This is a genomic window from Acinetobacter sp. GN11 (assembly GCF_054823985.1).
The window spans coordinates 14,642-28,009 of record NZ_JRVL01000067.1 but is presented as its reverse complement, the minus strand read 5'-3'; the positions used below and the strand labels follow the sequence as shown (position 1 = coordinate 28,009).

Here is a 13,368-nt window from a genome sequence, read left to right as displayed (position 1 = left end):
TACCATCGCTATATATTTTTTATTATAAAGACTTTTGATGGAAAAATAGACTTAAAATAAAAATACTTATGTTACTTAAGTACGAAATTATTTGAAAAGCATAACAACTGACCGTAAAGTTTTCTTTACCAATTTTTGTGGTAATTTTATAAGCATATGTTTTTAATTGTTTTATTTTAAATTAAAAAACGATTTCAAAAACTTTGTCTTACAATTACTTTTTGCCATGTGACAGAATATCTATTAATCTGAGATGACTATATTGTGAGGTCATTCAATGATTTCATGGCTTTTTATTGGCTTAGTAGCCACAATTTTACTTACACCTGGTCCAACTAACACTTTGCTCGCTTCTTCAGGCGTGCAAGTAGGATTACGGAAATCGGTAAAACTTATTCCAGCAGAAGTTTTGGGTTATGTAATCGCTATTTCTGCATGGGGAATGCTGATTGGTAAAGTGTCTACCACATTGCCATTGCTGCCGCCTATTCTTAAGCTATTGAGTGCTTGCTATATTATTTTCTTAGCCATTAAGTTATGGAATACGGCAAATCAAGAAGTTGAATTAAATCAGCCTACGATCCGTACTCGTGAATTATTTTGTGCAACCTTACTGAATCCTAAAGCCTTACTCTTTGCTTCAGCAATTTTTCCTGTGGCTGCATGGAGCAATTTTCATATTTATTTGATTCATATGATGGCTTACTTAGCGCTTATTACGCCAATTGCATTATTCTGGATTTTCTTAGGATCACTTTTAGCTTCTAAGAAAGTTGCGTGGTTAAATCAGACTAATTTGCAAAAAACAGCTTCACTCGTTTTAGTCAGCTTTTCAATTCCTATTAGCTACTCTGCTTTATTGAACCTTTAAAATTCTTGCTGAGCTATTCTTATTGAGAAGAGTAGCTCAAGCGTTGTTTTCATAATTGCTTTTTTACGTTAAAGTACGTCGCAATCAATGAAATTACCTTTTGGATAGAAAATACATGGCTATTAAGTCTGATCGTTGGATTCGCGAAATGAGCGAAAAACACGGCATGATTGAACCTTATGCAGAGAATCAAGTCCGTTTTGATGAAAATGGTGAAAAGTTGATTTCCTACGGGGTCTCTAGCTATGGTTATGATGTACGCTGTGCCCGTGAATTTAAGGTTTTTACTAACGTACATTCTGCAATTGTCGATCCAAAGAATTTTGATGACAAAAGTTTTATCGATATTGAATCTGACGTTTGTATTATTCCACCAAACTCATTCGCTTTAGCACGTACAATTGAATATTTCCGTATTCCTCGCAATGTGTTGACAGTGTGTTTAGGTAAGTCGACTTATGCACGCTGCGGTATTATTGTGAATGTGACTCCGTTAGAACCTGAATGGGAAGGTCACGTCACTTTAGAGTTTTCAAACACTACTAATTTACCTGCCCGTATTTATGCAGGGGAAGGTGTAGCACAAATGCTATTTTTTGAAAGTGATGAAGTATGTGAAACATCTTATAAAGATCGTGGTGGTAAATACCAAGGTCAAACAGGTGTTACACTTCCTAAAACATAATTTTTCTTAGATAAAGAAGAATTTTAAAATAATGGGTCGCTTAGGTGGCCCACTTTTATGAATAAAATTTACATGAAGTGCGTTTATCGGAATAGTGATAAATGACAGTTTCCTTTTGTATGAAATAATATAATATGATCAATAATTGATTTGTTTTTTGTTCTGCATCACAGAATTTAAAAGCAAATGTATCGGTTGTCTTTTAGTCTTAATTGTTTAGTTATCTACTAAATTCAGATAGACCAAATAAAAAGAAATTAAACAGGATTATGCCCCCAAGGATACGGAGGTCGGCCATGCGACAGTTTACGTCTCTTCATGTAGCGATAGCGCTTGGAAGCTTATGCTTTTCTTCAGCGTATGCTGCCTCTACATTAGTCCCTATGTCAGATTCGGAACTATCCGCAACTCGTGGCCAAGCATTGATGAGTATGTCTTATATTGCGCCTACGGACTCTGCAAATTTAGAAAAACTACGCGACAATAGTAGTAATATTGGTTTCTATAAATTAGGTTTGGAAGCTGAATTAGAACTTAACACTAATATTCGTAAATTACAGTTAGGTTGTGGCGGCGTTAATGGGGCTGGTGGCTGTGATATTGATATTGATAATCTAAGCCTAAGTGGTCAAAAGTTCGATACGAATGGCAATCCTTTGGCCATGACTAGTGAGGAGCGGGCTTCATCTTCTGCGGTTTTAACAAATCCGTTCATAGAATTTGCAATTAAAAATCCTAATTCTGCATCAACCCGTGAAGTCGCAGGTCTAAGATTAAGTGCTGAGAAATTTATCGGTTTGCTTACAGCAGGTACTGAAAATACATCTAGGCCAAATGGCATTAACTCGATTTCTGGTTATATGAAAGTTCAATCTGATAGCAGTGGTTTAATTAAAGGTTACGCGACAACTTCTGCTACACGGGACAATTTATATGGAACAAATGCAGTTACAGGTCGTTTACAGGCTTTGGGTTTAGGAGGGGCCGCTGAGGTAAGCTTTGTTACTTCAGATGGTGGATTTAATATTCCAGGCATTCAAAATAACTATTTTGAAATTGCTCCCATTCAGGTTAATGGCAATAGAGTTAGCTCCAAAGTTTTATCTGCTCCAGTGAAAGTCCCTAATATTTATGTCGGACATAGTAGTTCGTACCCAGTAGATGGTGTTGTGCAATACAATGCGGCAGGTCCACACGACCCAGCTTATCCTGAACCAACAGGTATTTATACTCAGGGTGGTAAAGTTGAAGCCACAGTAACAAGCTGTAGTGTATTAGCATGTCTCATTGCAGGCCAAGGTTCTAAATTTTCTAATGTATATATGAATGGTACAATTTCAAATATTACAGCGAATTTAAATTTAACTCAGTCATTGGGACTTATTCATAATTTACCAATTAACTCACCCATGTACCTTGCTCTACAAAATCAAATGCTTCAATGGCCAGGCGCTAAAGCAGATGATGTGGCTCAAAAAGGTTGGTGGATGTCTTTTGCAAATCCAGTTAACGTTGGTAACATCATTCCGCAAGATGCGATTGATATTTCACCTCTTTTTCCACAAATTTCAACGGCTGTTTCTGCCTATTTACAAGCTAATCCAGCACAAACTTCTGATTTAGGAGGATTATTAAAGTTGGGTGATCTAGATGTAAATATTGGTACAGTTGATTTGAAAAATAGTCCGCTCACATTAAATTTAAGCAACTTGCAGTTAACGAATCAAAACTTTAAGCCAAACTGCCATGGTTCAGGTTTAACTTTTTGTTAAATACCGAGAAGGCAACTTAAGTTGTTTTACATTCATCGGAAAAGTAATTTTTTACATGCTTTTTTTTGCATTTGTGCAAATATTCCGCATAATAGAAATGTGGAAAGGTTGGCAATATCTTTTGGATTTGCCTCTTTGTCTAAGGTGAAAAGGATAGATTCACCTGGCATCAAGGATTGTTAAAGAAAAATAAATATGGTGCGCGGCATCGTATAAAACAGGAAGGTCAAGATGACTACACTTAATTATACGGTAAGGTTTCAAAAAACCGTTTTGGCAAGTTTAATCGGGCTTTGTATAAGCCAAGTTAGTTTCGCACTCGAAGAACTTTCTGATGCGGGCTTAAGTGCAACTACAGGTGAAGGTATTGCTATCTTGCCACAGAATGCCTATATGGTATTTCGTGGTGCAGGCGCTAATGAAACCTCAAGTCAGATATTAACAGATCGTACTAAAGACACGGGTTATATCAATTATGTACCTGTCGGTCCTTTAAGTATGACAGCAGCAGATACCAATAAAAATGGCTCTGTCGATTCCGGTGATCGCGCTGTTGGTAAAGCAGATATTTTTCTTTATGGTTTAGCGCTTTCCAAATCTGATAATGATACGAATAGCCGTATCGCTTCTACTGACACTGCTGCTGCAATTTCAAGTTGGGGGACTGCCGTTAACCCATGGATTTTTAAAGTCGCGACAGAAAACTCAGTACCTAATTTCAGTGCGGCTACTTGTAGTGGTGCGACTGACCCTACTTGCCAAGTAACCTATTTATCTTTAGAAGCTCCTTTATATGAGGTTGGAACGAAAGATTCCGCAGGTATAGATGCCTATAAGCTGAAATTAGGTTTATGGTCAGATATTTTTGTGCGAAATCCAAATAAAATAAATGGTGCAGCAGACCAATTTAATTATGGTGACTCAAATGGCTTAATTGGTACGAGTACGGATGCAAGCCGTGCAAACCGTCTTCGTTTACAAGGAGTTTGGAATAATTTTAGCTTAAATGGTAGTCGTTTACAGCTTTTCCAAACATTAGGGGGCGCAACATCTGCTGGTGGAATGAGTCCTTTTTATAATGATACTTTAGGTTTCGCTGGTGTTATTCGTTTAAATAGCGGTGATGCATCTAATTTAAGAGCGACAATTACTTCAAATACTCCAACATCTTCTGTAGGGCCTTGGGTAAATCGTTATAGTACCCAATATACGGGTGCCCCAAGTAATAACTCTCCAAGCGCGGATTGGTTATATCGGATTCGTAGTCAAACTACGACGGTTACTTCAACGGGTTCATGGACTGCCCCAACAGACAGCGCTATGAATAACGTATTACGTTTGAGCACGCGTGAATCTGGAACTACTCAAGGTAATTTGGTAACACCTGCAATTAATGGTGGACTTGCTCCAACTTTTGATGCGAATGAAGGCTTATACCTTTATAACCCGAATATTAACCTTGTGTTAGGGTCTTTATATCAACCCTTAGTTTTAAGCTCAGATGGTAAAAACTTTAGTTTAGAACTTGCACGCATTCCGAATAAACCTGAAATTTATAAGAAAATTTATACAGACTATAGTGGTGCCGATACGAGTTATTTAGGTTCTACTTGTAATATTTACCAATGTGGTACCAGTGTCACGTTAGGTGGTAAAACTTACCAAGGCTCTAGTGCAACACATAGCAGTATTTCAATTGGTTCAACTGTTTATAATTCTTCGAACAATACTTTAGAAGCATTTAAAGGGAATAGTACACAAGATGCGGTCGGTATTTCATTTGGTAAACTACCTACGGGCACTGTAGCGGCTATAACGCAGACTAAAAACTTCTACCAACTGCAAAATCAAGAACGTCGTGCAGGCAGTTATAGCTGTGGATTTTTGAACTTAAGTACTTGTTATGATACTTGGCAGTACCGTACAGCATCGGGCTGGACTGGAAATGCAGGTACAGGTTTAAAATTTGATTCTCAAGGTGCTAACTGGGCGAGTATTGACAGTACCTCTTATTATAATCCAACAGTAAATAATACTGGTTATACCTTAGCTGATGCCGGAAATGGCGCTCAGTATGTTGTACCAACTGCCACACCTTTACCAGATGCACTTTATAACAATGGACGTTGGTCTACCACCACACCAAATGCAGATTTGAACACCTATAAATTATCTGGAGCACAAATTAGCTCAGCCATTAGTAATAACATGGGTTCTGGTGTTATTGACGGTGTTTTAATCCAACACTTGAAACTTACAACTAAAGGTCTATAAGAGGAGGAGATTGATATGAAAAAAATAAGTACCTTGATCCTCGCTCTTTGTACAACAGTTACTCATGCGGAGCTGCAAACTTTAGATAATGACGCTTTGCAGGCGATTAATGGTCAAGCTGGTGCTGATTTATCTTTAATGCTTAATTTAAACCAGACAGCTAACGGTGTCTTTGACAATGGTAGTGGTGGTGTCTGTGAGAACGTTGAGTTCTGTCATATAGGTTTAGCGATTAACAAACGTTTTGTACAAGCAGATGCAACTAAGCCAAGTGGTTGGGCTGAAAATAGTGATAGTGGTAATAAACTTTGGCTCGTGTTTAAAGGTGTACAAGGAACTTTAAATATTCAAAAAATGGGCTTGGATGGCGTTGATTTAAAGTATCTTGATAAAAGTAATACTGAAATTATTAAGCCTGCTATTCAGCTTAGTTTTAGCTCAGCTCAACCGATTTTATTGCGTAATTTTGGTTTCAATGCTTTATCAATTGAGCAAGATAACTTTACCAGCTCAACAACTACGCAAGGCTCAAGTGCGAATATGTATGATTATGCATATTTCAAGAAACCGACATATGCTGCGACTGCTAATAGTGCAGCACAGCAAGTTGCTACAGCAACTCCATCGGCCTATGACTATGGACGTGAAACTGGCTTTATGGGCTTAATGATGAACGGGAACTTGGCTATTCAAGGAAAAGTCATGGTCTTTAGTTGTGATGGTAGCCATCCTCGTTGTTAAGGGTTAATGTAGATTTCAAAGGAACTGAAGTGATGAAAAAAAATAAAGAAAATCACAGCTCAAAGTTTATTTTAAATACATTAGCAACCAGCATGTTGTTAGTGAGTGGTCAAATTTATGCTTTAGAAGCTTTAACAGATGCTGATTTGAGTGCTGTCAATGGACAAGATGGGATCTCGATACAAACTACGTTTAACGAAATTAATATTGATAATGCTTATTGGGATGACCATGCAGGCACACCAACAAGTGCAGATCAGGTCTTAAGGGCTCAAGCGAGTGGTGTAAAAGTCCAAAAAAGTAATGCATCTAGCCAAACTTTAAGCACTAATTACCGTTTAGATGTAGGTAGTAATCCGACTACGGGTAAAACTGGACTCGACTTTTCTATACAAAGTAGTCCATCACTTATTACCGTAAATAGCGTTAAAGTTTGTAATAGTTCAGCTACATGCTCGCCAACTTTAGGGCAGTTGGCTATTCAAACGACCTCTCCTTTAAATTTGGCACTTACAACTCAAGATGGGTTATTTAATGCAAATAGCCAGTCAAGCATGACACTTGGTATTAATAATGCCAATATTTATCTAGGGCAATTGGATGCTCGCAGCCAGCTAAATCAGTTAATTTTAAGGAATTTTAACTTTAATTTTGTTGGTAAAGGAGCCATGTTGATTGACCCAACTCGTGGCTTAGTTTTACAGACAAATACTGGAACTAATGTTGCTGGTGTAGGGCAAACTCCGAATACTACCTATGGCTATGTTGATTTTAACCGTGTAGCAGATTCAGCTTCTGGTTTAACTGCAGGTACCTATGTTGACAGTAGTGGCAAAGTAACCAATTCAGGCCTGAATATTGAGGTGATGCTCAGCTCGAATGTAAATAAAGCTAACCCTTATGCTTTAGACGCAACTAATAGCCCACAAAATGCGAAAGGTTTGATTCGTTTAGGTGCTAGCGGACGTATGGTAAATAGTTATTTACAAGTCCGTGGTATGGATGGTACGTCAGATTCAACAACATTAGGTACGGCAAATACCGCTGCGGGTACAGGTTCAAGTAATAGTATTTTAGGTAATTCTGGCATTGCCTTTCGTATGAAAGGTGAATTCACCAAAGATAATGATTCAATGCTTGGCGCAGATGGCAAAGCAACCACTTTAGAAATTGGTGGAGCAGGTTTAAATGCTTACGGTTTTGAATTTGGTAATTTAACAGGTCTTAACTCAGCTACTCGCGGTTATTTCGACAGCGGAAATATTTATCTAAATCTTGCTGATACAAAAACCTTATTAATGCCAAACAACGCAACTTTAAATGCAATTCGTTTAGGATCGGGCACTTTAACGACAGCTGCTGATTATCAGCATAATATTCATCGTGATACGGTTACTAATCCATTCAGCTTAATTCTTGCGATGCGTGGAGCAGAGTTTCAAGCATTTTCAAGACGCGGTCGTTTTACGACAAGTGCGAATGTCGCTCCTGCAAATCAGTTTGCAGACAATGGTGCAAACAACCAGTGGGGCTTGGCATTACCTTTTTATAACTTAAATGCTAATGCTGCTGTATATGGTTTAGACGCGCCAGCAAATAGTGCTTATTACTATACAAAAGATGCCAATGGTAAACCTGTTCAGAATGTTGTTGCTACATCTGGAACAACTTCGCGTTTAGGTTTTGGTATTGCTGCTGGAACTACTGGACGTGATGCGACTGGAACTAAAACGACCTCTGTATTATTGATCGATGGTTCTCCAAATGCCAATAATGCAGGTAACCCGACTGATTATTATATGGGGTTACGTAACATTGATATGTTCGTCAAAGGCAATGGAAGCATTGGCTTAGAAAATGGTAGTCTTAATATTAGTTTAAAAGAGATGCTACTTGCTTTATCAACTGAAATTGCAGCAGGTTATTTACCGGGGGCAAAATATAAAACTTGTCCAGCCACAGGTTCTTGTACTTCACCAATTGATAACTTTGCCAGAAATAATGATGTCTTATTTGGTCTAAAACTGCGTTTAGGCGGAGATCTTAACTTATCGATCGTGCCAAACAGTTCAATTGCAGATGGCAGTGCTCTAACTGTACTGGGCGATTTCACCATGCCTGCCACAGCAACAGGAAACACAGTTCAAATTAGTGATCCGATCGATGGCTCTGCAATTGGCTTTGATAATATTACTGGAAAGCTTGCATTTAATACTGCTTTAGTCGTTGGTAAAGACAGTGCAAGTGGTTTAGGTAAAGTTGGCGTAAATACGGCGGTTTATTTTAATCCAGATAAGAGTATTGACGGTGCATTACGTGTTAAAGATATTAACTTCTATCCGCCATCAACTGGTGCAGGTGCTCGTTTAGGTGAGCTTGCAATTACTGGCGGTCGTTTAAATAGTAGTTTTAGTATTGTGCCTAGAAATGGTGCTTTTAACTAACCAAAAAAGTGGCAGCCATTGCCACTTTTTATATGGTTTTTATTTTAATGTGATTAGATTTGCATTCGTCGGGTTATAGGGATAATTGTTTTGTACTTGAATATTATTCTGATAGTCTGAGTAAATAATAAGCGTTTGTCTCTTAAGGATTAGAGCGACATGAAGAATAAAAATATAGGGTGCTGGTTGTTACTTGCCAGTAGTTCAAGTGTTTTTGCAATGCAGCCTTTAGATGATCAAAGTCTTGCGGCAGCAACGGGCCAAAATGGTTTAACTTTAGGTATTCAGGCTGATAAAGTTAAATTTAATCAAGTCGCTCTGATTGATACAAACGGTATTGCTTCAACTTCATATAACAGTAAGGCTGGCTTTGTCATTGCAGGAAATTCTACAAATCCAGTTCCTGGCATAGAGTTTATTAAAGCTACCGTATCGAGTAATCCTTCTTTTAATATTGCAATGGATGTCGATGCTGGTGGTGGAAATCCTTTTTTAAATTTAGCGGTATCAATGGGGAATGATGTAAACGGTATTCGACTTTTACCATTTTCAGTTTATTTAGCGCCAAGTGCATCTTTATCTAGTCCATCCGATTACGCACAAACAAGCTATGCACCAAAATCAATTTTTAGTTCGGGAACAACAGTAAATACAGGTGTAAAAGAGCTGATCCGTTCTACTGGCAATTTAGATATTAACTTTGTACAAACTAATAAACCTCGTTTAAATATTCAGCTTGGCCATGCTGCTCAATCAGTTATGGTTAAATTTGGAGGGGCAATTCAATCTATTTGTTCTGCTGCTGCAGGTTGTCCAATTACTTTAGTGTCTGATAATACGGGTGCTACATTCGGGTTTAAATTTGCTGGCACAAATACCTCAACAGGTTTTGTACTTGATGGTTTCTATGCAGGTGTTGATCCAACTGGATTAACTTTTGGAAATACAGGCGTATCAAGTAAATTTGATGCTTCACTTAATAATGTCACTTTAGGAAATATGGGTACTCAAAATACAACAACGTTTAATAATTTACCGAATGGCTCAATGGGGAGTTTTGGTGTCACTGGCGTTTCTGTAACCGACTTTAAAATGAAAGTAAGCGGTTTTTAAATAATTACTTAACCTGAAAAACGAAAGAGGGCGGTTGTAAAAACAATCGCCCTCTTTTTTTGACTATACTGCGTTAAATATTTTCTGATCTGGTGTGTTCTAAATGTTGAACAATTTCATCTAAAGCTTTAATACGTTTTACTTGGTCCCATAGGTCTTTCGCTTGTGGATAGGCTTTCGTCATCATACCTAACCATTGTTTATAACGACCAACCATACCAATTTCTGTCTTTGCCTGACCGTTTAAAAAACGAATTTGTAAATCAACCAGTTGTTCCCAACTGAATAATGCCTCATTCATATTTTCACGAATACATTGGGTTAAATCTGGAGTCGTTACCGCACCACGGCCAATCATTAAGTCTTCACAACCAGACTGTTGCTGGCAGACTTTAGCATCAGCGTTGGTCCAGATTTCACCATTCGCAATGACATTAATTTTTAAAGCTTCTTTAATCGGTAGAATTTTTTCCCAATAAGCTGGTGGCGTATAGCCATCTGCTTTAGTTCGAGCGTGTACAGTTAACCAGCTTGCACCTGCATCTTCAACAGCGTGGGCATTTTCCATGGTGTGGTTTTCATCGAGATAACCTAAACGCATTTTTGCTGAAACAGGAATATGTGCAGGTACTGCATCTCTCACTGCTTTAATGAGCATATGTACAACATCAGGTTCATCAAGAAGAACAGAGCCGCCTCGGTGTCGGTTTACAGTTTTTGCAGGACAACCGAAATTTAGATCAATTGCTGGTGCACCAAGCTCTACAACTTTTGCTGCATTTGCTGCCAGCATATCTGGATTGTTGCCTAAGAACTGGACATGAACAGGTGTACCAGCTGCTGTTTTACCGTCATTTTTTAATTCTGGACAAAAACTATAGTAAATATGATCTGGCAAAATACTGTCTGTAACTCGAATAAACTCGGTCACACACCAGTCGAAATGACCAACAGATGTGAGTGTATCCCGCATGATCGGGTCAGTTAAACCTTCCATTGGAGCGAGTATGAGTTTCACAGTCTGTGTCACCTGAGCAAAAAGAAAACAGCGTTATACGGGATATGTATAACGCTGTCTAGTATCGAAGAAATTTTAATTTACTTAACGGCCCAAGATCATCTCAAGCACAAATTTACTGCCAATAAAGCCAATGGCTAAAAGCACAAAGCCGATTAAGGTAAAACGAATCGCTTTTTGACCTCGCCAGCCAAGTTTGTAATGGCCAATTAAAAGTGATCCATAGATGAACCAAGAAATAATACTAAATACAGTTTTATGAGCGAGATGTTGTGCAAAGAAGCTATCTATAGTCAAAAAGCCAAAAGTGAGAGCAATCGTTAATAAAATGAATCCAGTAATGATCAGGTCAAATAACAAAGATTCCATCGCCTGAATTGGCGGAAGTAAATTGACCCAAAAACGTTTTTTTTGTTTCTTTTTGAGTTCACGATTTTGGAACCATAGCAAAATAGCGTGAATGGTTGCCATCAGTAAAACTGCATAAGCAGAAAGTGAAAGAATAATATGAGTATCTAAGCCTAATGAATGCTGCTCAATAAATTGATTTGGTCGGCTGAATGCAAAACCTAAAATAAGGCCAATAGCCGCTACAGGAATACCTAATAAGTTCAACGGTACAATAGGGCGAAAAATACTAAAAATTAAACTTAACAACAGCATAAGCCACGATGTAAACGATACTAAATTAAAAACATCGTAGTTAATGCCGGCTGGTGTCAGCATGGCATGGCATAAAACTGTACCATGCAGCAGAAGTGCCAAAGTCGTAATAAAAGCAAATAACCATGGGTTTGGTTCACGTTTTGACATTAAACGAATAAACAGATACCAGAAAGAAGTGGTATATGCAATGAGTGCCAAAATTGTGTAAACCAAGGGGAGGCTAATCATGTCAAACCTTTTTCAGGATTAATTCATCTATATAAGATATAAATTCGCTGCGAACTAAAGTATCCTATAGCATTCTATGCATAAATTTTCTATTTCGAGAAAGATTTTTTTGCAACTAGCCATTTTAAGCGGATTTTGCAATGTTTGATACCTTAACAGAACGACTCACACAGAGTTTAAGAAATGTTACTGGCTCAGGGCAGCTGACCGAAGACAATATTAAAGATACCTTACGTGAAGTACGTATGGCACTTCTTGAAGCCGATGTCGCGTTACCTGTAACTCGTGAATTTATCGCGAAAGTTAAGGAAGAGGCATTGGGCCAAGAAGTGATGACTCAGTTATCACCAGGCCAGGCATTTGTAAAAATTGTCTATGACGAACTCACCAAGATGATGGGTGAGGCGAATGAAACACTTGATTTAAGTGCTAAGCCTCCCGTTGTTGTATTACTTGCTGGTTTACAAGGTGCGGGTAAAACAACAACTGCCGCTAAGTTGGCACGTTTCTTAAAAGAACGTCAAAAGAAAAAAGTAATGACAGTTTCTGCGGACGTTTATCGTCCAGCAGCGATTAAACAGTTAGAAACTGTGTCAGCAGAAGTTGGTGCAGGTTTTATTGCATCAGATGCTTCTGAAAAGCCAATTGATATCGTTAATCGTGCAATTGAACAGGCAAAAATCCAGTTTGCTGATGTGTTGATTGTCGATACCGCAGGTCGTTTACATGTCGATGAAGACATGATGGACGAAATTAAAGAATTACATGCTGCTGTTAAGCCAACTGAAACCTTGTTTGTGGTTGATGCCATGACAGGTCAGGATGCTGCAAATACAGCTAAAGCCTTTAATGATGCATTGGCACTTACAGGCGTGATTCTTACTAAAACTGATGGTGATGCACGTGGTGGTGCAGCACTTTCTGTGCGTGCAATTACGGGTAAGCCAATCAAGTTCTTGGGTATGGGTGAGAAGCTTGATGCTTTAGAACCATTCCATCCGGATCGTGTTGCTCAACGTATTTTAGGCATGGGTGACGTACTTTCTTTAGTCGAGGAAGTTGAACGCAAAATCGACAAAGAAAAAGCCGAAAAAATGGCTAAAAAATTGCAAAAAGGAGGCAGCTTCAACTTTGAAGATATGCTGATGCAATTTGAGCAAATGAAAAGTATGGGCGGCATGATGGGTTTCTTGGATAAGTTGCCTGGCATGAGCGGTGCAGGAATTCAGCAGGCGATTGAGCAAGCAAATCCTGAAAAACAGGTCAAGAAAATGGAAGCTATTATCCAGTCAATGACCGTTAAAGAACGCCGTAATCCAGACTTGATGAACCCAAGCCGTAAAAAACGTATTGCAGCTGGTTGTGGTATGGATGTTGCTGAAGTGAATAAACTCATTAAGCAACAAGCACAAATGGCTAAAATGATGAAGAAATTTGCGAATCCATCTGGTATGAGCAAAATGATGCGTTCATTAGGCAATATGCAAAAACAATTTGGCGGCGGTGGTGGTGGCGGAATGGGTCCACTGTTTGGCAACAATGACCAAAAGAAATAA

General features: G+C 38.4%; 10 protein-coding genes. 8 read left to right on the top strand and 2 right to left on the bottom strand.

Features of this window, described 5'->3' with window-relative positions; translation table 11 throughout:
• The first annotated feature begins 277 nt into the window (after window positions 1–277).
• From NL42_RS08200 to NL42_RS08170, 7 genes are all read left to right on the top strand, one after another.
• Entirely contained in the window at window positions 278–871 is a 594-nt protein-coding gene (locus tag NL42_RS08200) for a LysE family translocator (RefSeq protein ID WP_446091782.1), read from the top strand.
• A 115-nt stretch (window positions 872–986) separates the two neighbouring features.
• A complete protein-coding gene (dcd, locus tag NL42_RS08195; protein ID WP_003653416.1) occupies window positions 987–1,556 on the top strand; it encodes a dCTP deaminase in 570 nt (189 codons plus the stop codon).
• Between the two features lie 296 nt (window positions 1,557–1,852).
• The gene (locus NL42_RS08190; protein WP_461312400.1) at window positions 1,853–3,328 is read left to right on the top strand and encodes a hypothetical protein; all 1,476 of its coding nucleotides are present in this window, start codon (window positions 1,853–1,855) and stop codon (window positions 3,326–3,328) included.
• Window positions 3,329–3,559: 231 nt separating this feature from the next.
• A complete protein-coding gene (locus NL42_RS08185; RefSeq protein ID WP_461312399.1) occupies window positions 3,560–5,602 on the top strand; it encodes a hypothetical protein in 2,043 nt (680 codons plus the stop codon).
• Window positions 5,603–5,617: 15 nt separating this feature from the next.
• The gene (locus NL42_RS08180; RefSeq protein ID WP_107881857.1) at window positions 5,618–6,343 is read left to right on the top strand and encodes a DUF6160 family protein; all 726 of its coding nucleotides are present in this window, start codon (window positions 5,618–5,620) and stop codon (window positions 6,341–6,343) included.
• Window positions 6,344–6,375: 32 nt separating this feature from the next.
• Window positions 6,376–8,787, top strand: coding sequence for a DUF6160 family protein (locus NL42_RS08175; RefSeq protein WP_461312398.1), 2,412 nt, complete (start codon window positions 6,376–6,378; stop codon window positions 8,785–8,787).
• A 159-nt stretch (window positions 8,788–8,946) separates the two neighbouring features.
• Entirely contained in the window at window positions 8,947–9,900 is a 954-nt protein-coding gene (locus NL42_RS08170; RefSeq protein ID WP_461312397.1) for a DUF6160 family protein, read from the top strand.
• 73 nt (window positions 9,901–9,973) lie between these two features.
• Here the strand turns inward: NL42_RS08170 and NL42_RS08165 are convergent, their stop codons facing one another.
• Together NL42_RS08165 and NL42_RS08160 are read right to left on the bottom strand one after the other, a co-directional pair.
• Complete coding sequence (locus tag NL42_RS08165; protein WP_461312396.1) at window positions 9,974–10,918, bottom strand: tRNA dihydrouridine synthase; 945 nt, start codon at window positions 10,916–10,918, stop codon at window positions 9,974–9,976.
• Between the two features lie 84 nt (window positions 10,919–11,002).
• Window positions 11,003–11,812: a cytochrome C assembly family protein gene (locus NL42_RS08160; RefSeq protein ID WP_461312395.1), complete on the bottom strand. Its 810-nt coding sequence runs from the start codon at window positions 11,810–11,812 to the stop codon at window positions 11,003–11,005.
• Between the two features lie 140 nt (window positions 11,813–11,952).
• On the opposite strand from NL42_RS08160, the gene ffh reads away from it, so the two are divergent.
• Window positions 11,953–13,368, top strand: coding sequence for a signal recognition particle protein (gene ffh / locus NL42_RS08155; RefSeq protein ID WP_004794257.1), 1,416 nt, complete (start codon window positions 11,953–11,955; stop codon window positions 13,366–13,368).